Source organism: Paenibacillus azoreducens, from assembly GCF_021654775.1.
Classification (GTDB): domain Bacteria; phylum Bacillota; class Bacilli; order Paenibacillales; family Paenibacillaceae; genus Paenibacillus_AQ; species Paenibacillus_AQ azoreducens.
Map to the genome: position 1 here is coordinate 433093 of NZ_AP025343.1, position 26220 is coordinate 459312.

21 protein-coding genes are annotated in these 26220 nt (G+C 48.3%); 16 read left to right on the forward strand and 5 right to left on the reverse strand.

Annotation, left to right across the window (positions count from 1 at the left end; all coding sequences use genetic code 11):
* The first annotated feature begins 47 nt into the window (after positions 1–47).
* A complete protein-coding gene (locus L6442_RS01925) occupies positions 48–497 on the forward strand; it encodes a DinB family protein (RefSeq protein ID WP_212978403.1) in 450 nt (149 codons plus the stop codon).
* 646 nt (positions 498–1143) lie between these two features.
* Entirely contained in the window at positions 1144–2373 is a 1230-nt protein-coding gene (locus tag L6442_RS01930; RefSeq protein ID WP_212978402.1) for a family 8 glycosyl hydrolase, read from the forward strand.
* Positions 2374–2676: 303 nt separating this feature from the next.
* Here L6442_RS01930 and mraY read toward each other — a convergent pair whose 3' ends face one another.
* From mraY to L6442_RS01950, 4 genes are all read right to left on the reverse strand, one after another.
* Entirely contained in the window at positions 2677–3630 is a 954-nt protein-coding gene (gene mraY, locus L6442_RS01935) for a phospho-N-acetylmuramoyl-pentapeptide-transferase (protein WP_212978401.1), read from the reverse strand.
* A gap of 214 nt (positions 3631–3844) precedes the next feature.
* Entirely contained in the window at positions 3845–4414 is a 570-nt protein-coding gene (locus L6442_RS01940) for a DUF4825 domain-containing protein (RefSeq protein ID WP_212978400.1), read from the reverse strand.
* Entirely contained in the window at positions 4404–5084 is a 681-nt protein-coding gene (locus L6442_RS01945; RefSeq protein ID WP_212978399.1) for a permease prefix domain 1-containing protein, read from the reverse strand. The genes L6442_RS01940 and L6442_RS01945 overlap by 11 nt, the downstream gene beginning before the upstream one ends.
* 2 nt (positions 5085–5086) lie before the next feature.
* Complete coding sequence (locus tag L6442_RS01950) at positions 5087–5431, reverse strand: PadR family transcriptional regulator (RefSeq protein ID WP_194231860.1); 345 nt, start codon at positions 5429–5431, stop codon at positions 5087–5089.
* Between the two features lie 167 nt (positions 5432–5598).
* Here L6442_RS01950 and L6442_RS01955 point away from each other — a divergent pair, with 167 nt between their 5' ends.
* The 7 genes from L6442_RS01955 (at position 5599) to L6442_RS01985 (ending at position 14103) form a co-directional block, all read left to right on the forward strand.
* The gene (locus L6442_RS01955; protein WP_212978398.1) at positions 5599–6270 is read left to right on the forward strand and encodes a response regulator transcription factor; all 672 of its coding nucleotides are present in this window, start codon (positions 5599–5601) and stop codon (positions 6268–6270) included.
* 3 nt (positions 6271–6273) lie between these two features.
* Positions 6274–7707 carry a HAMP domain-containing sensor histidine kinase gene (locus L6442_RS01960; RefSeq protein WP_212978397.1) on the forward strand — a complete coding sequence of 478 codons (1434 nt, stop codon included), beginning with the start codon at positions 6274–6276 and terminating at the stop codon, positions 7705–7707.
* 43 nt (positions 7708–7750) lie between these two features.
* Positions 7751–8536: a DUF3919 family protein gene (locus tag L6442_RS01965; protein WP_212978396.1), complete on the forward strand. Its 786-nt coding sequence runs from the start codon at positions 7751–7753 to the stop codon at positions 8534–8536.
* Between the two features lie 25 nt (positions 8537–8561).
* Positions 8562–9599 (forward strand): ABC transporter substrate-binding protein, encoded by a 1038-nt coding sequence (locus L6442_RS01970; RefSeq protein ID WP_212978395.1) that lies wholly within the window; start codon positions 8562–8564, stop codon positions 9597–9599.
* A gap of 93 nt (positions 9600–9692) precedes the next feature.
* A complete protein-coding gene (locus L6442_RS01975; protein WP_212978394.1) occupies positions 9693–11348 on the forward strand; it encodes an ABC transporter permease in 1656 nt (551 codons plus the stop codon).
* 402 nt (positions 11349–11750) lie between these two features.
* Positions 11751–12836: an ABC transporter ATP-binding protein gene (locus tag L6442_RS01980; RefSeq protein WP_212978393.1), complete on the forward strand. Its 1086-nt coding sequence runs from the start codon at positions 11751–11753 to the stop codon at positions 12834–12836.
* A gap of 241 nt (positions 12837–13077) precedes the next feature.
* Positions 13078–14103 (forward strand): extracellular solute-binding protein, encoded by a 1026-nt coding sequence (locus L6442_RS01985; protein ID WP_212978392.1) that lies wholly within the window; start codon positions 13078–13080, stop codon positions 14101–14103.
* Between the two features lie 245 nt (positions 14104–14348).
* Here the strand turns inward: L6442_RS01985 and L6442_RS01990 are convergent, their stop codons facing one another.
* The gene (locus L6442_RS01990) at positions 14349–16019 is read right to left on the reverse strand and encodes a multicopper oxidase family protein (RefSeq protein ID WP_212978391.1); all 1671 of its coding nucleotides are present in this window, start codon (positions 16017–16019) and stop codon (positions 14349–14351) included.
* Positions 16020–16101: 82 nt separating this feature from the next.
* Between L6442_RS01990 and L6442_RS01995 the strand changes: the two genes are divergently transcribed.
* The 7 genes from L6442_RS01995 (at position 16102) to L6442_RS02025 (ending at position 26131) form a co-directional block, all read left to right on the forward strand.
* Positions 16102–16464 (forward strand): hypothetical protein, encoded by a 363-nt coding sequence (locus L6442_RS01995; protein WP_212978390.1) that lies wholly within the window; start codon positions 16102–16104, stop codon positions 16462–16464.
* 862 nt (positions 16465–17326) lie between these two features.
* Positions 17327–18943, forward strand: coding sequence for an extracellular solute-binding protein (locus L6442_RS02000; RefSeq protein WP_212978389.1), 1617 nt, complete (start codon positions 17327–17329; stop codon positions 18941–18943).
* 590 nt (positions 18944–19533) lie between these two features.
* Positions 19534–20436, forward strand: coding sequence for an ABC transporter permease (locus L6442_RS02005; RefSeq protein ID WP_212978432.1), 903 nt, complete (start codon positions 19534–19536; stop codon positions 20434–20436).
* A complete protein-coding gene (locus L6442_RS02010) occupies positions 20430–21293 on the forward strand; it encodes a carbohydrate ABC transporter permease (protein WP_194231849.1) in 864 nt (287 codons plus the stop codon). Before L6442_RS02005 ends, L6442_RS02010 begins: the two co-directional genes overlap by 7 nt.
* Positions 21294–21350: 57 nt before the next feature.
* Positions 21351–23594, forward strand: a complete 2244-nt coding sequence (locus tag L6442_RS02015) for a helix-turn-helix transcriptional regulator (protein WP_212978388.1) — start codon at positions 21351–21353, stop codon at positions 23592–23594.
* 18 nt (positions 23595–23612) lie between these two features.
* Complete coding sequence (locus tag L6442_RS02020; RefSeq protein WP_212978387.1) at positions 23613–24608, forward strand: zinc-dependent alcohol dehydrogenase; 996 nt, start codon at positions 23613–23615, stop codon at positions 24606–24608.
* A gap of 323 nt (positions 24609–24931) precedes the next feature.
* Positions 24932–26131, forward strand: coding sequence for a GNAT family N-acetyltransferase (locus tag L6442_RS02025; RefSeq protein ID WP_212978386.1), 1200 nt, complete (start codon positions 24932–24934; stop codon positions 26129–26131).
* Positions 26132–26220: the final 89 nt, after the last annotated feature.

A 26220-nucleotide genomic window follows, 5' to 3' on the forward strand; every position in this document is an offset into this window, starting at 1 on the left:
ATTCTCGTCTTAAATTGTAAGAGAATCTAAAGAATGGAGGAGGGCTCATGTCCTTTGAAACTATGCTGCCGGTGTGGAGAGCTGTGCGGGACCGGTTTCAGAAGTTGGCGGCAGGTCTGCGTGAGGAGGAACTTCTTCTTACGGCTCCGGGGCAAGGGCCTACCATCGGCTGGATGCTGCGTCACAATGCCGAGGTGGAGTATATGTTTGCGGAATGGTTTTTTCAGGCGGAGAAACCTCAAGGCATTAAGTATATAACCGGCGGCGGCCCGGAAGATCATCCGGATTATGCCAATCTTAAGGGGCTCCTTCATTTTCTTGAGGAATCCGACAGGCATTTTACGATGGCGATGCGCCTGCTTCCGGACGATGCTTGGGACACTCCGGTTGCTTCGCAAATGGGCATGTCCACACCGCGCGAGGCGATGGGCAGGGTGCTGTACCATAATGGACTGCATGCCGGCCAGATTTCGTTGATTCGAAAGTTGAATGCTTAAAAGAGTTAACGACGTGATGGGGAGGTACCCGAAAACGGTTGGAATTGAGTAGACAGTACCTGATCTGCAGTAAAGAGAATGGAGAATGCATGTATGGCTTGGGATATCGGATTAGGGCAATCTGATATTCGTTGACGGGCCATCTTGCATCAGTTGCGAACATTTCAGTGGGATAAGGGACAGATCCGACATGATCGGATCCAGAAAACCGGGGCTTTTTGGCCCCGGTTTTCTGATGTTTTGGAAATCTCTGTTTTAAGCAAGAGCGGTTCCTAGTCTCATTAGGTTTTCCAGAGGCCCTTTTTTGCTTAAATAACGATTGAAGATTTCGTTAGAAATCGCGGTTGGCTCCACTAATCTTCACTTAGATCCCACAGGACTACTACCGTATTGCCCATAGGTTCCCATAGAAAAATGTCGATTCAGGACTTTAGATTCAATCTTTTTTGGATCTATTTACAAATTTTAGCACTCGATCTAAAATAAATACAAGCGCTTTCAATTAAAGCGCTTTAACTAAAGGGAGGTGTTAAATCAAAGCTTGTTTATTTAACCGCTATTATTTTCATCGAGATGCTGCATTTCGCAATCCGGCTTAAAGGTTATGTCATGACCAAAAAAATTGACGTTAAAGGAGCGTAAGAAAATGGGAAAAAACAGAAAGTTTTTGCTTAGCGGCAAAGCTGTGATGTTGAGTTGTCTCGCTTTCCTTCTGATTCCGGCAGGTTTCGCATTCGCCTCTCCTAACAAGCCGTTTCCGCAGCATACGACATATACGAGCGGTACGATCAAACCAAACAATGTCTCGCAAAGCACGATGGACAGCGCGGTACAATCCAAATGGGATAGCTGGAAATCGGCTTATTTGAAGCCGGCCGGCACCGGAAAGTATTATGTGAAATACCAGTCCAACGGCGATACGGTGTCCGAAGCCCACGGTTACGGCATGCTGGCTACTGTTCTGATGGCCGGGTATGACAGCAACGCGCAAGTCTATTTTGACGGACTTTATAAATATTACAAGGAACATCCAAGCGACAACAATCCTTATTTGATGGCATGGAAACAAAACAGCAGCTTCCAGAACATTGAAGGCGCCGATTCGGCAACCGATGGAGATATGGACATCGCATACTCTCTCCTGCTGGCGGACAAGCAGTGGGGCAGCAGCGGCAGCATCAATTATCTCCAGGCAGCCAAAGACATGATCAATGCCATTATGCAAAGCGATGTGAACCAGACTCAATGGACGCTGCGCCTTGGCGATTGGGCGACGGACAGCAAGTATAAGGATGCGACCCGTCCTTCGGATTTTATGTTGAATCATATGAAGGGTTTCCAGGCTGCCACCGGAGATTCGCGATGGAACAACGTCATCGACAAAACTTACACCATCATTAATTCGATTTACAATAACTACAGCTCGTCGACGGGTCTGCTTCCGGATTTCGTAGTCTTGTCGGGCGGGGCGTACAAGCCTGCTCCAGCCGATTTCCTGGAAGGCGCCAATGACGGAAACTACGAATACAATTCCTGCCGCACGCCTTGGCGGATCACGACCGATTACCTGATAACAGGGGATAACCGCGCGTTGAATCAGCTGAACCAAATGAACACCTGGATCAAAGGGAAAGTAAGCAGCAACCCAAGCAGCGTGAAAGACGGCTATAAGCTGAACGGCAGCGTCGTCGGCTCCTATAACAGCGGCGCATTTTATGCTCCGTTCGGCGTCAGCGCCATGACATCTTCGGCCAACCAAAGCTGGCTGAACTCCGTGTGGTCCAAAACGGCAGGCAGTTCCAATGAAGGTTACTATGAAGACAGCATCAAGCTGTTTTCGATGATCATGATGTCCGGAAACTGGTGGGCGTACTAAGTACTGATCATTTGAAGACGAGAGCATAGCTGAAGGCCCGATTGGCTTGTTTTTAGAGCTAGTCGGGCCTTCATGATGCTGAGCATGTTTGGGGGGGAGTCGGCTGGGTTTTATATAAACGGAAGCCAACGGTGGCTCAATCAGATAATTTTTGACATTAACCCAAACAAAAAGACGGCAGAGAGATGATCTCCCAACCGCCTTTTTTCACCGTTTTTGTGATATGCATTTTCAACCGGGTATGCCTGTTGTTGAAAAATCCTTATGTATAAACCCGATTGTTGCTTTGCCAAAAATCGCACCCTAGTGCATGAGATATTTCCAGATCAGCCAGCAGACGAGCACGGATATCCATGAAATGAAACCGAAGATCATGACGATTTTGTTTTCGCTCCATCCGTATTTCAGGCTGAAATGGAAATGGATCGGAGTCATCCGAAACAACCGCAGCTTTGTCCGTTTATAGTACCACACCTGCAAGATGACCGACAGTTGTTCCGCCAAATAGATGAAAAACAAAATCGGAATCAAAATCTCAACCTTCTCAATGACGGCCAATACGGAAAGGGAACCTCCGATCGCCAGCGACCCCGTATCCCCCATAAACGCTCTTGCCGGATAAATGTTGTAAAGAAAAAGTCCGAGCAGACAGCCGATCATAACGAGCGAAAATGTCTGCACTTCAGGTTTGTCCGAAATCATGAAAAAGAAGAAATACGTTGGAACGGACACATTGATCAGCAGCCCATCCAGTCCGTCCGTAAAATTGATGGCATTTGCGGAGCCGACTATAAACAGCAGCATGACCGCCACATACACGTATACCGGCAAGTGCAGAGTGTACCCTTGAAATAACGCGATGTCGCTTGTCAGGCCGAACGAATGGAGCAGCACATACAAAACGGCTCCCGTAAAAAGGAATTGAAGCACCAGCTTCGTGCGGCCTGAGATGCCGGACGGATTTTGCCAGAAGGCTTTTTTGAAATCATCCAGAAAGCCGATCGAGCTGAACAACAGAAACGTAACGCAAAGCAGCAGCATGAGCGGCACGGGATGGAACTGCAGCGAAGTCGCTACCCCAACAAGCAGGATGAGCCCCGCCATAAGCGGCGTGCCGCGTTTGGCCTGATGGTCCGCCGGAAGCTCGGCGCGAATCGGCTGCGTAAGCCTCAGCCTGCGCAGCGTCCAGATCAGCAGCGGCATCAGTACCGCCACCAGCAGGAAAGACAGGCCGGAAATAGCCATAATTGCGTACATAAATAAGCTCCCTCATTTGAAAAATATGGTACCCCTATATTATAAATAATTCGGACATGGAGACAAACATTCCTTCCACATGAGGATCTTGAAAAAATATTGCTGTCCTTTATACCGTCAGGGAAACCTGACGGAAACCCAAAAAAGCTGACACCGATTTGAAAATCGATGCCAGTTTATGCATGGTATAATATTCGGATTGCGATCTTAAAAATCATACCTCCACAACGGTAAACAGGCTGGAGATTCCTTTTTTCACATAGTCCGGATTGGCGAGCGGCTCCTGCACGACAGGCTGCCAAATTTTTGGCGAGTCGGTTAGGGAAGGAAGCTTTTTGCCATACCAGTTTTCAAGTTCGCTGCGCTTGGCCGTATATGTCCGATCTTCGAATTTGAAGCGGATTTGCTCCAGATTTTCGATCAATGCAAAGGCGGCGGTAGCATTGTAAATTAACGAACGTTCAAGCTTTTCGGAGTTTAAATCTGCGGTATCCGCATGATAAACGATATCCGCAGTCAGCGTATCCGGGTGCAGCTCGAACGTACTCCGAACCTCGTTTAAGGGAAGGCTGTGCATCAGATTGGATAAGTTGCTTGCGTTGCCCATGTATTTGTTTTGATACTTCGCGATGCTTTGCAGATCATGGGTCTGCGGGTTTTGCTGCGCGGCTTCGTATGCCTGCCGGTCCCACTCCTGCTTTGGCAGCACAATGCCTTGAACCGCCGCGAACAGTAGAATGCCTGCCGCCGCCAAAAGCATGATGATTTTATTTTTAGCCGACATGGTTTTCACCTGCCTCGTATTTAAGTTTCAGCCGGATCGATGCGTTAAAGAGCAGCGGTATAACGATGGAAACCAATGGCCGGACGTAGCTGGCCGCCAAAACGCCAAATTGATAGGGACCGGAAATATGCAGCGGTCTGCCAAACCAGATATTGCTGCCCATATGAAGCGCTGTGGTGGATGCCGTCATGGCCAGCATGAAAATACTCCAAAGGATCCATGCCAGCTTGCGATTGCGCGCGGCGGCGGCATGGTCGAATGGTTCGATCCTGCGGTTATCGCCGGCAGCGGGCTTGCGAACCGCAAAATAGATGATACCCAAAATGACTGCGATCGCCGGCAGCAGCAGGCTAAGCTGCCCGGCGATGCCGACGAGTCGCATCGGAATGGTGACGATCCATGCGGCCAGACAATACAGCAAAGCGGTTTGCACAAGCTCTGCACGATACCTTGAAACGTCGTAAAAAACTTGGCCCTCGATCAAGCCCTCAATGCTTGCGATGCCGGCTTTGGCTTGCTCGACAGCCTGGCTGTATTCCATCCCGTCTGCCGCAAGATCCGCTACCTTGGCTTCCAAATTGCTCAAAATTTCGTCCTTCAATTCCCGTACCTGGCGGGTCGGCTTATATCCGGCAAATAATTCCTCCACATGTTTCTGTAATGGATTCAATCTTATCCCTCCCCGGATTCGATCAGCTGATCAATCATTTTTTTTGCCATCTTCCATGCGTCCACGTTACGGCGGTATGTCTCATGACCCTGCGGCGTAACGGTGTAGTATTTGCGACGCCCGCCTTGGCTTTCGTCTCCCCAATATGATGTAATGTTCCCCTGGGCTTCCAGCCTCTTCAAACTGGTGTAAAGCGACGGCTCTTTAAGTTCATATTGGCCATCGCTGTATTTGGATATGGATTTGATGATTTCATAACCGTAATTGTCGCCTTCGTATAATACGCGCAGAATAATCGTATCAATGCTGCCGCGGATCAAATCGCTGCTGATGCTGCTCTCGCCCATTCACATTCACCTCGCGAATATAATGTATCACATATTACTATGTTTGACAATGTAGTTGATTAAACTTGGGTTGTAGCATAAAATGCAGGTGGAATGCCCTGCAAGCCATTTGGGGAAATCGAGCTAAAGATAAAGATGCCAGCTTAGGGATAAGCGGGAGGGGTGTCATGATGAACATTTTAATTATTGAGGACGATAGCAGTATACAGATGTTATTGAAGCTGAGTCTTGAAGTGGAGGGCTATCGGACCGAGACGGCTGGAAGCGTGTCCGAAGGTTTGAAAGTGCTTACAAACCGGCGGACGGATTTGATTCTGCTGGATTTGATGCTGCCGGATCGTTCGGGTTTTGAATTGCTGCAAATTTTGCAGCGTGAGTACCGGAGCGTGCCTGTCATCGTGCTGACGGCTAAAAATGAAATGAATGACAAAATCCTCGGTTTCCAGCTTGGCGCCGACGATTATTTGACCAAGCCGTTTGAAACCCGGGAGCTGGTGGAGCGGATCAAGGCCGTCATGCGAAGAACAAAGGCAGCGGCGCCCGCATCCGAAACCGTCCAGGTTGGCTGCATAGAGATTGACCGCAGGGAGCGGTCCTGTCAAATTGCGGGCAAGCCGCTAAAGACAACAAGCAAGGAATTCGATTTTTTGTGGCTGCTCTGCACGAATCCGAAAACGGTATTTACGAGAGAACAGCTCCTGGATCAGGTCTGGGGTTATGAATATTACGGCCAAACGCGTTCCGTCGATATGATGGTCAACCGCCTAAGAGAGAAGATGAAACCGCATGATCACTTGGTCGCCACCGTTCATGGCACCGGTTACAAGCTGGAGGTATAAAGGATGGGGCTGCGCAATAAGATGTTTCTTCAGCATGCGGTCACGATTATCATGCTGCTCGCGGCGATGTACATCGTTGCCAATTACACGCTGAACAAAAGCATGATCGAACGGGACACCCAGACGCTCAGCCAATATTTTACGCTGCACCGGATCGAGACGCTGAAAATTGTCAGCGACAAAAAAATAAGCATGGAACAGCTTTTTTCCGGGACTTACGCGCCTTTTATCGCGTCGCATTTGGCGGCCAACAGCAACTTCCAGGTGCAGCTGTTCGCTCTGGATGAAACCATTGTCGGCAGCAGCAGCGATAAGGATAATCTGTTGAAGCGGGATGATATCAGGGCGGCACTGCAAGGAGAAAGCGCGAGCGTCATCACGGAAAGGGAAGGCGTGCAGACGATGGTTTTCTCCGCACCGTTTTGGTATGAAGGCAAAATCGTCGGCGGTTTCCGGTATTTGCTGGACTTGAGCCAGAACGTGGAAACCCTAAGACGCATGCGGGTTTGGTTCGTTGGCGCTGCAGCCGGATGCCTTGTATTGTCCCTGCTTGCCAGCTATTCGTTCGCATCGTTTCTGATGCAGCCTTTGCATGCTTTGCAGCGTGCGCTGAAACGCGTATCGGTAGGGGATTTCAACCATAAAATCGAGGTAAACACCAAAGATGAAATCGGGGAGCTTGCGGAAAATTTTAACCAAATGTCCCATGCGCTCCAGCATCACATCGAACTGCTCCATTACGAGCAGGGCAAGCAGAAAGCTTTTTACGACAATATCACCCATGAATTCAAAACACCGCTCACATCCATTATCGGCTTCTCCGAGTTGATCTCCAAAATGGAGCGCATCGAAGACATTCAGGAATGCAACCATTACATCCGCAAGGAAAGCTCGCGGCTGCTGAATATGGTTGAGGAGCTTTTGCAAACGTCGCTGAAAGGGGATGAAGCCTGGCGCATCCGGCCTGAAAAGGTTGATTTGGGCGTCCTCCTAACGGACTGTTTGCGGATTATGAAGCCGACGCTGGAGAAATCGATGATTTCGACGACGGTAAACGGTTCGCATTTCGAAGTATGCCTGGATCCGAAACGAACGCAGCAGGTATTGTTTAACATGATCGACAATGCGGTCAGGCATAGTGATTGCACGCATTTGCATTTTGAAGTCAAAGAGCAGGAAAACAGCGGCACCGTCCGTATTATCGATAACGGAGTAGGAATAGCGGAGCAGGATTTGCCCAAGCTATTTCTTCCTCCGGAAGAAAAGCAGGACCGCGCCATTTCCAAGGAGACCCATGGCCTCGGGCTGCCGCTTTGCAAGCAGTTGATGGAGCTCCAGGGCGGGGAGCTCATATTGTCCAGCCGCCCCGGCAAAGGGACGGAAGTGAAGCTTGTGTTCAGCAAAGAGATGCCTATGAAAGCGCTGTTACAAAACTGATACAAAGCTGCTATTCTTTTGAGACAAAAGGAGGATAAAGTGAATGCCAGAGGATAAGAAAGGGCTTTCATGGTTTCGCCTCATCGTGCTGCAAGTCATCATCGGCTGCGTGCTGATCGGCATTTGCTCCTATACCTTCCGGATTCCGGTGGACGAAGTGATTACGGCTTCATCCCAGCAGGATCAAGCGGAACGGTTTGCAGGGATTCCGATGCGGATCGATCTGGTCTATCCCGGCTTGGGAAAAGTCATTTTGGATGATCCGAAGGAACTGCTGAGCTTGAAATCTTCGTTCTCCACCCTGCTCACAGCAGGCAAGGCAGATCAGGATGTCAAAGAGCCGCGTTTGCTGCTGACCGGCAGCATCGCGTATCTGGATCAGGAGGATGTCCCGTTCCAGGTGCAGACCAATGCTTTTCAATTCGGCAGTGTCTCGGTGAATTCGCTGAACGTAAGCGCAAGTATTCGCAAGCTGCAAAGCACGCTGATCGACAAGGTGTTTACGGCATCCATGATCGGAGCGGCGGTGCAGAACTCGGCCAATAAGGTATATTCCCTGGAACAGGGCGTTTTGACGCCGCTGTCCGAGGCCGAACGAAAGGCGCTAATGAAGCAGGTTCATACTGCGGCCCGCGTTATCGATTTCAGCCATTTCGAGGATCTGGAAAGACAACCGGACAGACATTTTGTCGTATCCCTGCCGGATACCCAGGAGGGGAAAAAGCATTGGCTTCACATTGACCGGTTTAACAGCGCTTACATGGTCGTGTACGACTTGCTGGATGAAACGAACCAAAGGGCCTATTTCAAACTTAACGCTTCCTCATGATTACAATGAAGGGATGGTTTGAAGTATGGCGGCGAGGAAAAAAAGCAACAGCTCGGTCATCATTTTGGCCGTGGTTATCGTCGTGTTGGTGGGCGGATTTTTCTTATACAAATCAGGGGTGTTCGGCGGTAAAGGTAAAGAGAAAATAACGGTTTATTCTATTTTTCAGGAGGAAGAGGCACGTAAAATTCTGGATAAATTCAAAGAAGAGACAGGAATCGACTACGACATTTTGCGTCTGCCAAGCGGCGAGGCCGTATCCCGCGTGCAGAATGAAATGCTGAATCCGCAAGCGGATTTCCTGATGGGCGGCCCTGCCGATTCGCATGAAGTCCTGAGAAAAGCGGGAGCGCTTCAAGCATATGCTTCTTCAAACGCTTCCGATGTTCCGGACAACATGAAAGATAAGGATGGATTCTGGACCGGGTTTTATCTGAATCCAATCGCCATTGGCGTCAACGAGGAACGTTGGAAAGAAAAGTACGGCAGCGATCCGTATCCGGAAACATTCAAAGATTTGCTTGATCCGAAATTCAAGGGCGAGATCGGTATGTCCGACCCGGCAACTTCAGGTACAGCTTATACGGCATTCGCTTCCCTCGCGCAAGTTTGGGGCGAGCAGGAAATGCTGGACTACATGAGACAGCTTCTGCCTAACTTGAAGGAAAGGCCAAAATCCGGCATCGAACCGATCCAGAAAGCGGCAAAAGGCGAATATACGATCGGCGTGACCTTCCTTGGCGACCAGCTCAAGATCAAAAACCAAGGCAATCCGATCCACAGCATCGTTCCCGAAGCAGCCGGGTATGAAATTGGGGCTCTGTCGATCGTAAAAGGCGGACCGAATGAAAAAGCTGCAAAAAAACTGATGGATTTCATGCTGACAAATACACCGGGTGAAATTTATACGCAATCCGCATATGCGGTTTCAACCAAACCTTCTGTACCTATTCCGCCAGGCGGCATCGATATCAAATCGACAAAATACAATCAAGATTACGATCTTTGGAAAGCAGCCGACCAGCGCAAGGATCTGCAGGATGCTTTGAAAAGTCTGAGATAATCGAAAGCCGGCTGGGGCTATTTACGGCGGTGGGATCTCGATCCGCACCGCCCTTTTATGGATAGACAGAAGAAAGGTGGGTGTGACGCCCGGATGAAAGAGAAAAAAGGCATCGGGGAGTCGCTTGGCAGACTCCTGAAAGATCCGTCATCATTGGCACTCGTTCTGACCAGCTTTATCGTATTGATTTTGTTCGTGATCTATCCGCTGATTGTTGTCGTGTTCACCTCCGGTTTTGACAACTGGGGGACCTTTTTCAGCAAACCCCGCTATGGGCGGGCGCTTCTGAATACGATTGTCAGCTCTTCGCTGTCGGCCGTAACGGCCACAATCATCGGTTTTATTTACGCTTACGCGATTCACTACAGCAATATTAAAGGCAAGAAATTTTTCCGCGTGATCGCCTTTATCCCGCTGCTGGCTCCTTCGGTCATGAGCGGTCTGGCGTTTTTGCTGCTGTTTGGACGCGGCGGCATGATTTCGCATTGGCTGAATTCCGTGTTTCATATCGAACTGGACTTGTACGGCCTGCCGGGGCTGTGGATCGTGCAGACGATCTCCTATTTCCCGCTGGCATACATGACGATTACCGGGGTGCTGCGCTCCATTTCGCCGAACCTCGAAATTGCGGCGCAAAATTTGGGCGCGCGGGGCTTTTACCTGTTCCGGACGATTACGTTTAAACTTGCGCTTCCAGGCGTGATCAACGCATTTTTGCTGGTGGCGATCAACTGCTTTGCCGACTTCGGGAATCCGAAGCTGATCGGCGGCAACTATTCGCTTCTCGCGGTGGAAATTTACGGTGAGATCATTAACAATGAGCCGGGTCTGGCTTCGGTCATGGGGATTATTCTCGTCATTCCGGCCCTGTTGGTCTTCTGGCTGCAAAACAAGGTTTTGTCCAAAGGTTCATATTCGACCGTGACCGGCAAGCCGGTGTCCGGCCTGAACCGGGTCACGACATCCCGAAAAACGGATGTGCTGCTGTTTACGTTTAATACGATCATATCCATTTTCATCATATCCATGTTTGCGATTACGATTTTGTTTGCTTTTACGAAAAACTTCGGGCGGGACAACACGTTTACGCTTGATCATTTGATGAAGGTCGTGTTCAGTTCTTCCAGTCCGGCGGTGCTGAACAGCTTGGTGCTTTCGCTTGTGAGTGCGATTCTGGCGGTTGCGTTTGCGCTGGTTTTGGCTTATATCGTCATCCGCAAACCGTTCCCGGGCAAAAAATTGCTGGATTTCAGCGCAGTTCTGCCGATCGCTCTTCCGGGTACTTTTGTCGGTCTGGCTCTGATCGTCACCTTCAGCAAGGGCCCGGTTGTTCTGCAAGGAACGGCGGCGTTGATTGTCATCGCGATGCTGCTGAAACAGATGCCTGTCGGATACCGCGGTTTGACCGCATCCTTCAAGCAAGTGGACAAATCGATTGAAGAGGCGGCCACAAATCTCGGGGCAAACAGCCGCAAGACACTGACGACCATCGTATTTCCGATGCTGCAAAAAACCGTCGTAGCCAACTTTGTCTATGCGTTTATGAAAAATATGAATACCTTGAGCACTATCATTTTCCTGATTACTCCGAAATGGGTCGTTGCAGCCGTATCAATCTTCAACTACGCGGAAACGGGAACCTATTACTGGGCGGCGGCCGTTGCGGTGGGCCTGATGGGGGCGACGCTTGGCACGCTTGGCGTCATCAAGCTGATCTTCCGCTCCAAGGTCAAAATATTCGACTTTTAGAGGTTGTTCAAAAAGTCCGCTTTTGATAAGAAAACCTGATCGAGGCAACTCAAGGTTGAGCGACCGCGATGAATAGGTAGGTTTTCTTGCGATATAGAATTTCATCAGCTCAGCTGATAACTTATAAATTCTATATCTAACACGAAGTGAATCAGGAAGCGGATCCGGCATCGAATCTTGAATTCAGCCGGGCCTTCCGGTGCTCACGTACCTTTTACGTACGCTCCGCTCCTCAGTCCCTAGCTTCATTCAACCTTCTCGGTGCTGAAAACCGGCCTTTTTGAACATGCACTTTTAGAGGTTATTCAAAAAGTCCGCTTTTGATAAGAACGGCTTTTTTGAACATGCGTCTTTAGCAATAGGTTTCCACGGCAAAATTGAAGAATACAGGGAGTGTAGATTATGGAATCCAAGGTACTGCTTGATTTGAAAAATGTAAACAAAGTATTCGGGCAAAACCATGTCCTTAAAGATATCAATCTGCAAATCGAACGGGGCAAGTTCATTACATTTCTGGGTCCGAGCGGCTGCGGCAAAACGACGCTTCTTCGCTCCATAGCGGGTTTTTATACGGTGGACCAGGGGGAAGTGTGGATCGACGGGAAAATCGTAAACGATCTGCCGCCGTACAAAAGAGGAACGCCGATGGTGTTTCAGGAGTATGCCCTTTTCCCGCATATGACCGTGTTTGATAATGTGGCATATGGGCTGGACATTAAAAAGGTGCCGGAGGCAGAGGTGCAGCAACGGGTGCAGGCGGCGTTGACCCAGGTTAAACTGACCGGACTTGAGGAGCGTTATCCGCATCAAATGTCCGGCGGGCAGCAGCAGCGTGTGGCGATGGCCCGGGCGCTGGTGATGAATTCGCCGATCATTTTGCTTGACGAGCCTTTGAGCAACCTTGACGCCAAGCTGCGCGAGGAGGTTCGCGTCGAGCTGCGAAATATCCAGCAGGATCTCGGCCTCACCGTCATTTATGTAACGCATGATCAACTCGAAGCGCTGTCGATGTCGGATTACATCGTTGTGTTCAATCGGGGCAGAATTGACCAATACGGCACGCCGCATGACATTTATTATAAGCCGCGTACCCGCTATGTAGCCGATTTTATCGGAACGACCAATTTCATCGAAGGCGTGGTTGAACGTCAGGACGGAAATACCGCAAACGTGGTCTATGGAAAAGGACAAAAGGTGGCGATTCCGACCGAAGGTTCCTGGTCCCCGGGGGAAAAGGTCATTCTCAGCGTAAGGCCGGAATCTTTGCGGCTCAATCCTGCGGAAACACTGGACTTTCATATGAAGGGCAAAGTTCAAGCTTCCATGTTCCTTGGCGAAAAGGAAAGGTATTATATTATGGACGATGAAGGCAAGGAATGGATCATCGACGCTTATGATATCGGCCAAACTTCATTTGACGGCGAGGTTACTTTTGCGGCGAAGGCGGACAAATTGCATATCATTCAATACGATGAAGGTGAAGAATAAAGTATATAAAAAAGGACTCAACTTCATAATTTGTGTTGCAAAAAGCGAAAGTAGCGAAGGGGACGGAATCGATCTGAAGAACGGTCCGTAACCGTAGTGATTACCTCGCACAATGTCAAACACTAATTTATAGATTGAGCCTGAAAAGGAAAACGAATTTGTTTTCCTTTTTGGCTTTTGTAGGCTTGCTTGCAGAACCTCACTTCAAATAGAACGCTCATGCAGGAGGGGGAAAGTCAACATGATAAGAAAAGGGAGTTTGATCCTGGTGCTGGCCGCGGTCTTGGTGCTGTGTTTGATTTTGATCTGGATCTACCCGCCGGGCAAGGCTGCGAACCCGCCGCTGAAGGTGTATGTCATTTTTCAGGAGGATGAAGCCCGCATGCTGCTTGAAAAATTCAAAAAGGAAACCGGTCAGGCGTATCAAGTGATCCGGATGTCCAGCGGAGAAGCCAGCTATCACCTGCTGGATACGGACAAGACCGGTGTCGATGTGGTGCTTGGCGGAACCGCGGACTTGCATGAACAATTGAAAAATAGTGGCAAACTGCTGCGTTATTCACCGCGTATGAGCGACAAAATCCCGGAAGCCTATAAGGATAAGGATGGGTATTGGACAGGCATGTACATGGGGGCGCTTTCCATAGGCGTCAATGAAAGGGTATGGAAGGGGGATCCCGAGCTTGCCTCAGTTCCTTATCCCACGCGTTATGAAGATTTGCTCAGTCCCGAGCTAAAGGGCAAGATTGAGATTCCCGATCCCGAAACTTCCGGAACCGGCTATACGCTTCTGGCCTCGTTAGCGCAGGAACGCGGTCCGGAAAAAGCAATAGAGCTGATGCATGCGCTAAAGCAGCAAAGCTCAACCACCACCTTCTCCGGCATTACCTCGGCCCAGCGTCTGGCTGTCGGAGATGTCGCCGCGGTTGTCTGTTTTCTTGGCGATCAGCTGCGATTTGCGAATTCCGGTTATGCCATTCATTCCTCGATTCCGCCTAAAGCCGGGTGGGAAATCGGGGGTGTGTCCATTCTTAAAAACGGGGACAATCGGAAGGCGGCGAAAAAGCTGATTGATTTCGTATTGTCCAAAAACGCGCAAACGGCTTATATGAATGCGGCTTTCTCCCTCCCGGTCATCCCCGGTATCGAGCCTAATCCGCTTCTGGCCGACGTTCATATCGATAAATTGCTCACAAGCTATCGCGCGGATGAGGCGGCTGCAGCCCGGGCGGAGCTGATGAAGCGATGGAGAGATGCAAGTAAATGATACAAAGCAGGCAGACGTGTTGCCGTCAACCGTCCTTGTGGACAAAACGAAAGCAGCTCAACGCGGAGCTGCCTTTGTTTGTCCTGCTTCAATTAGGAGTGGAATCTTCCATGAAACCCAGTTCGGAAAGAAGCCCTGCACCCAGAAGGGGGATCTGCCATCATATCAGACAGTATAGACTTCCGGGGTCCCCGCAAAGTAATCGGAATAAGCTTCAAAGGCTACACGTCACTTTGTGGGGTTATTTAATCATGCATTGCGGATTGACTAGGGCCGAATATCACTTGATATGGCCTCATCATAGAATTGTCTTCATGTTCGATAAGATGACAATGCCATACATAACCAGGACCGAAGGCTGGGTCGAAGGGAAATAGATTTTCCCCAGGAACAACTCCGTTTACCGGTACGTCCTGCGGTGCAAAACGCACTCTGATCGTTGTTACTTCGCCAGGATTCATTCGAACGGTATCTTTCCATCCGCTTTCATTAGGATCCGGTCCAACAGGATCGCCTTGAAGATAAGGACCAACCGGCAGTGCTATCGTAGGGTGATCTAAAGGCAACGTTCCGTTAAGCGCTGTCCAGTCGGCTAAATATCTGGCAGTATCAAAGCTTTGGCGACTTATCAGCAGAAACTCTACCAAGTGCAAATGGATGGGATGTGTATCAGGCGTCAGGTTAGCTATTTGCCAATCTTCGGTTGATCCGACTACGGGAAACTCGGAAGTAGGCGCCATAAATATTTGTCCATTTAAGAGCTGTTGTTTGGAATCATTGGTTGCCTGGACTCTATTGAGAGTTAATATTCTGGTAGGCGCATTCGGCGTCAATGCCGGAATGATATTTAAAGTTGCCGGCAGAGCAGGTGGAGGAACGGGCAGCGTATCGAGCACTGTAAATTGCATAACTTGACCGACCGTATTGATATCCGGAGCATCACCGCCAGGGAAAGGTGTATTCGCATCGTTTAACAACAGGATTTTCGTGCCAGGGACTAGAGACGAAAAATCAACGAGAATATCGGCACGTTCACCTGGAGCTATTAGAAGCGATGAAAGTTCCACCGCCTTTGGCAGGTATCCCCCATCTGAACCGATTTGGATGAAGGATTGGTTATTTGAGAGCTTCAGGTTATAAAAACGGGCATTCGATTCGTTGACAATGCGGAAACGGTATTGATGACGTTCCACATCCAAATTAGGCCAGACTTTGCCATTCACCACAATCGTGTTGCCAAAAAATTCAGGAACCCAGTAGGGGTGGATATCTGGATTATTCCCCACATTTGGATACAGCAAGGAACCATCATCATTGAATGAACGATCCAAAATAGATAATGGAATTTCGAATTTCCCACTGGGAAGGAATGGGGCCACCGGGTCATTTGGATCCCGTAACAAATAGAATCCCGCAAGTCCTGCATACAAATTTAAACGGGTTATGCCATCCGTATGATCATGATAAAAAAGAGTAGTTGGTTGCTGGGTATTTAGATACGTGTACAGAGATTTGAAAAAGCCCGGACCTGTCTTCATCTCACCGGCTGTAAACCAAGATGTGGGATTACCGTCAGAGTCAGATTGTGTTTCTCCGCCATGCAGATGCGTAACGATGGGAACGGGACTTTGCGCTTCAGGAAATCCTGGAGGAAATGGCGGGAAAGGCGGTACCGGCGTCGGTATGTCGTTAGGGTTCGCCCAACCAAAAGTGGGATCGACAGGAAAGGGTTGCGGACTAGTAATATCGTTGATCCACTGTACATGAATAGGTATTCCTCTGATAGCCTCAAAGGTTGGCCCCGGAATCCCGCGAAAGAAAACCGGATTTCCGGTGCCAGGATCTGTAACGATCCCTCCATAACCGAAGGCGTTTGTCATCGGGAAGCCTGGCGGCAGAATTTGTTGTTGAAACACTGCTGCACTCACTTCATAATCGTGACTTTCTACAGCTCCCGTGTCTGGATTTGTTATGACAGCGGGCATAAGTACAGGTGGTTTGGATAATTGGTTGACGTATTTAGGGATAGTCGTTGGATCTAATGGTTTTGGCGTAGGTGCTGGCGATGGCGTAGGTACCGGTGCAGGTGTAGGTGCGGATGTCGGTGTAGGTGGTGGTGCAGATGTCGGTGTAGGTGCTGGCGTCGGGGTAGGTGCTGGCGTCGGGGTAGGTGTTGGTATTAGCGTAGGTGTAGGTACAGGCGTTGGCGTAGGTGCTAGTGTAGGTGCTGGCGTAGGCGTTCGTGTAGGTGTTGTTAATGTTGATGTTGGTGGTAGCGAAGTTGTAAGTGTAGTTATAGGCATCGGCGTTGGTGGGGGCGTCGTTGGTACTTTCTGTTTTTTAAAACGAATTCCCATATAGTGAAATCCTCCTCTTATATTCGATCATTCGTCCCTCATATTTGTCCAGAATTCGACGGACAGTAATTCGAAAACACTTCTTCCGATACAACAGATTTCTTCACCACAGCTCCACATTTGTTGAAGACTAATGTACCTACAAGGTACACATGGCCAAGTCAGAATGATTGGACTAACACCCTTGGTCATCAGCACAAACTGGAGCCGGACGGGGAAACGGCAATTGTTCGCTTGGACTGTCGTATATAAACTGATGTTCTCTTTACATATTTTCTTACGAAACGTGATATCGCTATTTGTGCCCAAATAAGCATTGTGGGTTTCTAACGAAACTGGATATCGCTATTAAGCAAAATAAGTGGCTTTTGGCCTGAAATTATCTCAAATAACGCTTTGCAGTTTCGTTAGATTCGATTGGCTCTTGTATTTGAGGTAATAACGCTCTGTAGTTTCGTTAGAGATTTAAAAACATCGGTTTTCAAAGGTTGCAGCTTGGGACGGACAGCGATAAACGATCCGTAACCGTAGCATCCAGCCCGCGAACCCAATGATCCGGCAGCTGTTCGATCAAAGAACAGTTGCCTTATTACGCAGTTCCATCTAACATGCAAATGCGGAAAATGAGAAAAAACCAAACCATTTTTATAGCATTTTCCACCACTTTAGCTTTTTCCACATCGAGAAAAACCTTGATACATAAGGGCTTTTCGGATATTGCTTTGTCATGAAGGCCGATAAAACACAGTAAATGAAAACGCTTTATTTACGAAAAAATGCCATCCGTCTACAATGTGAATTGTCCGAAGCGTTCTTTCGGAAACAACAACAAATCTTACCTTATCGAAGACCAAGGGGGGTATAAAATGTCAAAAAGGCTTCTTAGCATGACGCTCGTCCTGATGTTAGCAAGCACGCTGCTTTCAGCATGCGGCGGTTCAGGGTCGGGCAGTAAAGACGAGAAAGCATCAGGCGGAGCGGCCGAAACTCCGACCACCAAGGTGGAAGAGACCACCAACCAATATGGTGATACCGGCGGGTTAAAACTTCCGCTCGTGGATAAGCCGACAACGATCACCTGGATGGTCGTCAGCGATACTCCGCTTAACGACAAGCTGGTAGCCAAGGAAATCGAGAAACGTACGGGAATTACGGTCGATTTCCAAAACTATTCCTCGGCGACATTCCAAGACAAGCTTCGGTTGGTGGTATCATCCGGCAAACTCCCGGATATTTTCCACGGGCTTAGACCGGAAGAACTGAAGAAAATCGGCCAGCAAAAAGCGGTCGTGGCCATTAACGACTATGTCGACATACTGCCAAACTTCAAAAAACTGTATGTCGATGAAAATCCATGGGTGGCCAGTTCATTCGGCGATGAGAACAACAACATTTATACATGGCCGATTTACAACATGAACCGGGACGTTAACCACGGCATGATGTACAGAAAAGATATCTTCGATAAGAACAATATTCCGGAGTGGACCAACACGGAAGAGTTCTATCAGGCGCTGAAAAAATTGAAAGAAATTTATCCGGATTCCTATCCGATGGCTTCCAAGACAAAAGAAAATATCTTTAGCGATCTTTCCTACGGCTGGGGCATCGGCGGCGCGAGCTACCCCGCTTATTATTCCGAATCCGATAAAACATGGAAATTCGCCGGCGTGCAGCCCGAGCATAAAGAGATGCTTGATTTCCTGAAAAAGCTGTACAACGAAGGTTTGCTGGATCAAGAATTCCTGACCGATACGATGGAATCCTGGAGCGCCAAGATGACAACGGATAAATCATTTGTCACATGGGATTGGATCGGCCGAATGGACCTGTTCTACAACCAAGTAAGTTCGAAAAATCCGGAATTTAACCTGCGTTACGGCAATCCGGTCGGACCTACTGGCCATGTCCGTACCTTGCCGAAAATCGATGCCGATTTCGGAATCGCTGTAGCCAATAACAAAAATAAAGAAGCCGCGCTCAAACTGCTGGATTACCTGACCAGTCCATCGGGCTCCGAGCTGATTACGCTTGGCGTCGAAGGCGTAAACTTTAACTTTGACGCAAACGGCAAACCGGTATACCCGGAACTGGCAAATCTTCCTGCGGTAGAAATCAAAGCATTGGAAGAGAATTACGGCATGTGGGTAGAAGGTATGTATCTGAATCCGGATCACCGATCTGTGTACTATAACTATACGGAAAAGGAAAAAGAGGCTCAGGACAAGATCGTATCTGCTAACAAATTTGAACCGCTGGATCCGGTGCTTAATTTGACGGAAGAGGAAAGCGCGACGATTTCGGAATTGCAAACCGCGATTATAAAATCGATGAATGAATTCAATGCAAAATATATTCTTAACAAAAAGTATGGGGACAAGGAATGGAATGACTGGCTGGTAACGGCGGAGAAGATGGGCGCAAGCAAATACGCCGAAGTGTATAACGAAGCTCAAAAGCGTTTTGAAGCCAATAACAAGTAAGTAAAAACTATATAAGTTGGACTAAATAAATGGAACAATTCACCCGGCTGGCTCAACACCTTGATTAGTACCTGATAAAAAAGCGAAAGTAGCGGAGGGGACGGAATCGATTCTTACGAAGCGGCAGCGTTCGCCTATAAGCTTTCCGTAGGAAAGCTATATAAGTGGAACTAAAGAAAAATGAAAAGGGATAGGCAAGAGGGGGGAATGATTCTGGAGAAGCAGAGCGTTCGCCTTTGTGAGCGGATTTCTACCATAGATTAGGTTCAAATCATAGAAATCTGGGAGCAACAGCGATCGAAAGAACATTACACCCGGCTGCCTCTTTCCGTTCATAATTATTGGTTCAACTTATATAGCATCGAAAGCATACGCTGTCTCCGAATTACTATCTTTTAAAGAACTAATTTCAGTAATGAGCCCAACTTATAACATAGAAAGATCAGGATGATGAATGGCACGAAGAACACTTTTGTTCCAAGTGCCATTTATAATCATTCAGGAGGAGAAGAGACGTGCCAAACCCTAACACGGAGAAGATCCTTACAGTGAACAAAACCACGCTATCGTCACGGATATCCGCGTCACTTATGGGAACGCTCAAACATATCAAGCGTGATAGACAGCTATTGCTCCTCTTTCTGCCTTGCCTCGTATTTTATATTATTTTTCGTTACGGGCCGTTGTACGGCTTGATTATCGCATTCAAAGACTACAACGTGTTCGAAGGAATCATGGGCAGTAAATGGGTAGGTCTTAAGCATTTTATCAAGTTTTTCTCAAGCAACGATTTCGTCCTGCTGTTCAAAAACACGCTGGCGCTCGGTTTCTTCACTTTGATCTTCGGGTTTCCGGTTCCGATTTTGCTTGCGATATCGCTGAATGAACTGCGGGTGAAGTGGCTGAAAAAATCCATTCAGACACTTACTTATTTGCCGGCGTTTTTGTCCGTCGTCATTATTTGCAGCATGGTCATTGACTTTTTGTCTCCAAGCACCGGCTTGATTAACAAGCTGATTGCCGCGCTCGGATTCGAGAAAATTTATTTTCTGATTATGCCTGAATGGTTTCGCACCATTTATGTCTCATCGGATATTTGGGCCACCATGGGTTATGAAGCCATCATTTATCTAGCCGCGATCGCCGGCATTAATCCGACGTTGTATGAAGCGGCCAGAGTGGATGGATGCAGCAGATTAAAAAGCCTGTGGCATATTACGATTCCAAGCCTGATGCCGACGATCCTTGTCATGTTCATTCTGAAAACAGGCAGCATGATCCGGATTGGATACGAGAAGGTATTGCTGCTTTATACTCCGACGACGTATGAAGTGGCGGATGTATTCTCCACCTATGTGTACAGAAAAGGATTGATTGAATCGAACTATAGCTATGCTGCCGCTGTCGGCATGTTTGAAGCCTTGGTTGCGATGACCATGCTGCTGACAGCAAACTTCATAAGCAGAAAGGCTGGGGGTAAAGGGCTATGGTAGGAGAATCAAAAGTCAACCTGTTCGGCATCATCAACGGTCTGCTCCTATGCTGCATTGCATTAATGACGGTCTATCCGATTATTTATATTTTTTCGATATCCATCAGCGACACGGCTTCCGTGGTGCAGGGGAAAGTGACCTTGTTTCCCAAGGGCATTAACTTTGACGCCTACATGGAGGTGTTGAAGGACGAACGGATACCCAGAGCTTATCTGAATACGATTTTCTATACGGGATTCGGAACCTTCATCAATTTGTTGTTAACTTCGATCGCAGCTTATCCATTGTCCCGCCCTGACTTCATTTGGCGCAAATATTGGATGTTTGGCATCGTATTAACGATGTTCCTCAATCCAGGCATCATTCCAAACTATCTGATCGTGCAGGGGCTTGGACTGACGGATACGGTATGGGCGCTGGTCATTCCGAATGCGATTTGGACGATGGAACTCATCATTTTGAAGAGCTTTTATGAGAATATGTCCTCGCAGGTTCGTGAAGCGGCGGTGATTGACGGTGCTTCGGAATACCGGATCCTGTTCCAGATTTTGATTCCGCTATCCAAACCGGCGCTGGCGTCGATCGGGCTCTTTTATTTCATGGGACACTGGAACAGCTTTTTCCTCCCGATGATTTATTTGAACGATTCCAGCATGTATCCGCTGCAGGTCGTACTCAGGGATATGCTCATATTTGATGAAGGCGGCGGCAAAAGTTTGGTCGATGCGGCGGCGCTTGCTCCACAGGCGAAGAAAAATGCGACGATCGTACTGTCGATGATACCGGTTCTGATGATCTATCCCTTTGTCCAAAAATACTTCGCTAAAGGCGTTATGTTAGGTTCTGAGAAGGGTTAAACGTTTTTTCCTGTATAATGAATTGGATTAACGACACTGAGAAAGGATGACTACCGCTTGAAGCGCTTCTTTACGAATTTGGGTATCGTGCAAATCTTTTGTTCGCTGCTCTTAGTCATCGGCATCATGTATGTATCCAATTATTTTGTATACCGGAACTCCATCTCGGGAATTTACGACAAGGTCGCGCAAAACAACAATCTTGCAGTCAAAACGATGATTCAATCTTTTGACGACAGCTTTCGGTCGATCAATAACATGATCCATTCCATTCACGGGCTTCCATACGACAGTTTGGAGTCGGAAGAAGACGGGCGTATTGATATGGTGAAGGTGTACACGATGCAGGACAGCATCGCCGCGCTCGTCTCTTCGGTGGATTTTATCGAGGAAGCGATCGTGTTTTACGATGACTATGATCTTGCCATTACCTCGCTGGGCACAAGCAGTCTGAGCGATCTGTTTCAAAGGAAATACAAACATGATTTGTATAACGAGACTTATTGGCGCACGTACATGAAAGGAAAAAATGCTTTTAAAGTACTGCCCGGACAGGATTTCAAAGTTGCGACGGCTTCCTCCTGGCAAAGGAAAAAGCTGATGGTGGCCGTTGACGGCAACAAGATCCGCATCTCGAACAAACATATCATCATCCTGATCGATGAGGCGGCTTTGCTAAAGCACGTGAACCAGAAGGCAATGATTCCTGGAGCATCGTTCATCGTGCTTGATCAGGACCGCAGCGTTGTGCTAAGCACGGACGCAAATTCCGATTTATCCGGGGTGCTCGACGAGGTATATTTCAATCCGGCCAGCGAGGCTTCTTTAACCAAAGAAGATTACCAATATCATTTTTATAAGTCGGATTTTAACGATTTTGTTTATATCAATAAAGTGCCGTACCAATTCCAGAATATCGATTCCGTGATCAAAGCCAACGAAATGATTATGTTAACGGCCATTATCTGTGCGATTCTCTTATCCGTGCTGCTCAGCATTTATTTGAACAGGCCGGTCAAAAAAATCATTCGTCAGCTTGGCGGCACCAGCCGCGGCAATGATTTCCGCAAAATTTTAAGCGGCGTCGTGAAAATGCAAATGGAGATTGAATCAACCAGGCGGCAGCTGAAAGACGCGGAGTCGGAAGCGCGGAGAAGCGTTTTTTTGCAGGCCGTAGATGAATACGCTTTCGATTCCCAGCATGGATTGCAGCTGCAAAGCAGCTACAGCGATCTGGTGAGAGGGAAATATTTTGTCCTGATGATGGTTCATTTGGATCTGAGGGATAAGGGGCAGACGCCTTTGCCGATAGAGGGAATCGCCGCGGTTTTGCATACGGCTTTGCAGAAGGAGCATGATGACGTCCAGGTGTTCTATGACAAAAACCTGCATTTTGTCGCGCTTATTGGCATGGGGCAGCCCGGGGATCGCGCTATTTTGCTAAAAGACTTGAAAAGACTGTTTGCCGGTCTTGGGCAGGAAAGTTTGTCGGCTTATTCGGTATGGGCGAGCGTAAGCGAGCTATATGCTGCCGAACTGAAAAATTATAAGCTGGCCTACCGCAGCGCCATGAATGGCTTGTTATACAGAGCCGTGAATGAAACGTCCCATGTGCTGGATGCAGAGAAAATTCATTACGGATGGAGCATGTATTTCCCTTTTGACAAAATCGAGAAGCTTTCCAACTATCTATCAAACGGCAAGCTGCATGAAGGCAGGGAGATTATTTCGGAGACGTTTCGGGAAAACGCAAGCCGCAATGTCCATCAACACCAAATGGCGCATATCGCGAAAACCATGTTCCTGTACATACTGAGGCATGTCCATCCTAACGCCAATCAAGATGATGAGATGTATAAGCTGGAGCAGCGGTTTTTGCAAAAGATCGATTGCGCCCATGATTATCTGGAGATCGAGCAAGCCCTGATCGAAGCAGCCAAACATATTGCGAAGCACAGCAAACCGGAGGAGACGAACAAGTTGAATCCCGGATTTATTTCGCAGTACATCGAGCTGCATTATATGGAAAATTTATATTTGGATCATATCGCGGAGATCGTGGAAACTTCGCCGAAATATTTTTCGAGTTATTTTAAAAAGACGTTTGGCATCAATTATGTCGAGTATCTCAACAAGGTGAGGTTGTCGCATGCCAAGGAACTGTTGAAGGACAGCACCTTATCAATCGGCGAGATCGGGGAAAAAACGGGGTATTTGAACTCCTCGACCTTCACGACGACCTTCAAAAAATATTACGGCATTTCTCCAAGCGAATTTCGGAAACAGCATGCAAATGAATAATTTGGAGTGAACGACAAGATGAAGACGATTACGACACAAAAAGGAAGCATTATCATCGCGGAGCGGGAAAAACCGGAGCTGCTAAGAGGTCATGTGCTCGTTCGGACAACGTATTCAGCCATCAGTCCCGGCACGGAAATGATTTTTGTCAGGCAGGCATCCGATGAACCCGTTACGCTTGGCTACAATGCAGTAGGGATCGTAGAACAAGTAGGTGAAGGGGTCACACATATTAAGGTAGGCCAGCTTGTGGCTTGTTATGGCGCGCCGTATGTGCATCATGCGGAATGGCTGGCGGTTCCGGCCAATTTGGTTGCTGCCGTTCCCGATCATGTCGATCCCATGGAGGCTGCTTTTGCCGGTCTCGGGGCGATTGCCATTCATGCGCTTCGAGTGGCGGATTTGCGGTTTGGGGAATCGGTGATCGTTGTCGGGCTTGGCATCCTCGGCAACCTTATCGCGCAGATCGCCCAAGCGGCCGCATACAGAACCATGGGACTGGATGTAAGGGTTGACCGGGTTGCCATGCTGCAGGAGCGTGGACTAACTCATGTATATCAAAGCCAGGCAGAAATGGAAGAACGGCTTCCGGATGCTGTCGGACGTTTCGGAGCGGATGCGGTTCTGCATTGCGCGAGCGGTCCGGGAGAGCAGCTTATCAACAGTTCGCTAAGTTGGATTCGCGATCGCGGGAAAATTGTCATTGTCGGCGATTTGACGGCCCGGTTTTCCAGAGAATTGATGTTCGGAAAAGAAGCGCAGGTGCTTATATCGCGCGCAGGCGGTCCGGGCCGGTATGATGTTGGGTATGAGCGGGACAACCGGGATTATCCGGTTGGTTATGTACGCTGGACGGAAGGGCGAAACGTGGAGGAATATATCCGTTTATTGGCAGAGGGGCGCATCTCCATCAAGAAATTGATCACGAACGTCTATTCATTCGATGAGGCTGTGGAAGCCTATGAGAATTATAGAAGGCCAACGGAAACGATTGGGACCGTTTTTAAATACTAAGCAACTATATAAGTTGAACTAAAGAAATGGATAAGGACAGGGCAAGAGGGTTCAATAATCTAAAGTAGGACTATTTTAGATTATTGAACCTAGGAGAAATGATTCTAGAGAAGCGGAGCGTTCGCCTAAAAGCTTTCCGAAGGAAAGCTAGCATCGTAAGCATATGCTTTGTGAGCGGATTTCTTCCATAGATTAGGTTCAAATCTTAGAAATCTGGGAGCAACAGCGATCGAAAGAACATTTCACCCGGCTGCCTCCATCCGTGCAAATCATTGGTTCAATTTATATAAAAAACCATTCCATACGACCGGAGGGCTGCTTTCATGACAAGCCATCAGCCAGAAATTCGCCATATCGCAAACCGTGCGGAACTGGAGGCCGTTTACGATATTTTGGGAGATGTATTTCCAGATGGAAGGGATTTTTTTCAAAAGCGTTTGGATCATGATTCAGCTTACGATTTAACTACCACTTGGATCGCTATGCAGCAGGGAGATATCGCTTCAACGGTACAAGTTTTCCCTTTTGCCAGCCGCATTGGGGATGCAGCGGTGAAAATCGGGGGGATCGGGAGTGTGGCTACGGTTCCCGCGTACCGCGGGCAAGGGCACTGCAGGCAAATACTGCGCAATCTCAGTGCATGGATGGAACAGCAGGAATATGACCTATCCTTGTTGTTTGCCGTCATCAATCCATTTTATGAGAAGGCGGGTTGGCATACCGTACCGGAAACGATGTATGAAATGCGCAGGGCAGATATCACGTCCGAAACCAGCCGGGAGTATGGAATTATTCCATTTGATCCGTCCTATACGGAAGTCATTTCCGGCATTTACGAACAGTTTAATGCTGGTAATGCCGGTACGGTGATCCGGCCGCGGGGTCATTGGCACGACCGTTTGAACTGGCCGAAATGGCAGGCTTCTTCCTGCCTGCTGGCTGTGCGAAACGGAGTTGTTGTCGCATACGGGCATATTTCCGAAACAGCGGCGGACGGTGCGGCTTTTTTGGATGAATTATGTTATGCCAAGGGCGAGGACCAGGCGGCAATCCCTTTATTTCATGCACTAACCAAACAGCGTCCGGAAGCGGAGCGCATTTGGGTCAATCTTCCGGGCGATCATGCTTTGATCGAAAGCCTCTCCTCATGGGGAGCAGCGAAGAAGACATTGCCTTATATGATGTGGAAAATCATCAGATTCCAGCCCCTGTTGGCCAAACTGGCTCCCGTTTTCCGGAGAAGGCTGCAAAGCAGCGGCGTGTTTGCGGATGTATCCCTTGAGATCGAATGGGAATGTGACGGGAAAAAGGCTTATTTTCATTATTTAAACGGGGAAGCTGCAGTCGAGCCGAATCCACGTAAAGGGGCTGAATACTTGCATATCGGCTTAACCCAAAAGCAGTTCATAAGTTTGCTGCTGCACGGGTATGGCGGCACAGATGTGGAAACGCGGGGTTATCCCGTGCTCGAGGTTCTTTTTCCCAAGCAAAATTTCGTGTTTTATCTTACGGATCGATTCTAAAGTTGAACTAAAGGAAAATGATAAGGGACCACCAGGCTGCCTTCATTCAAACAATCATTGGTTCAAACTATACAAGACGAAGGATTTAA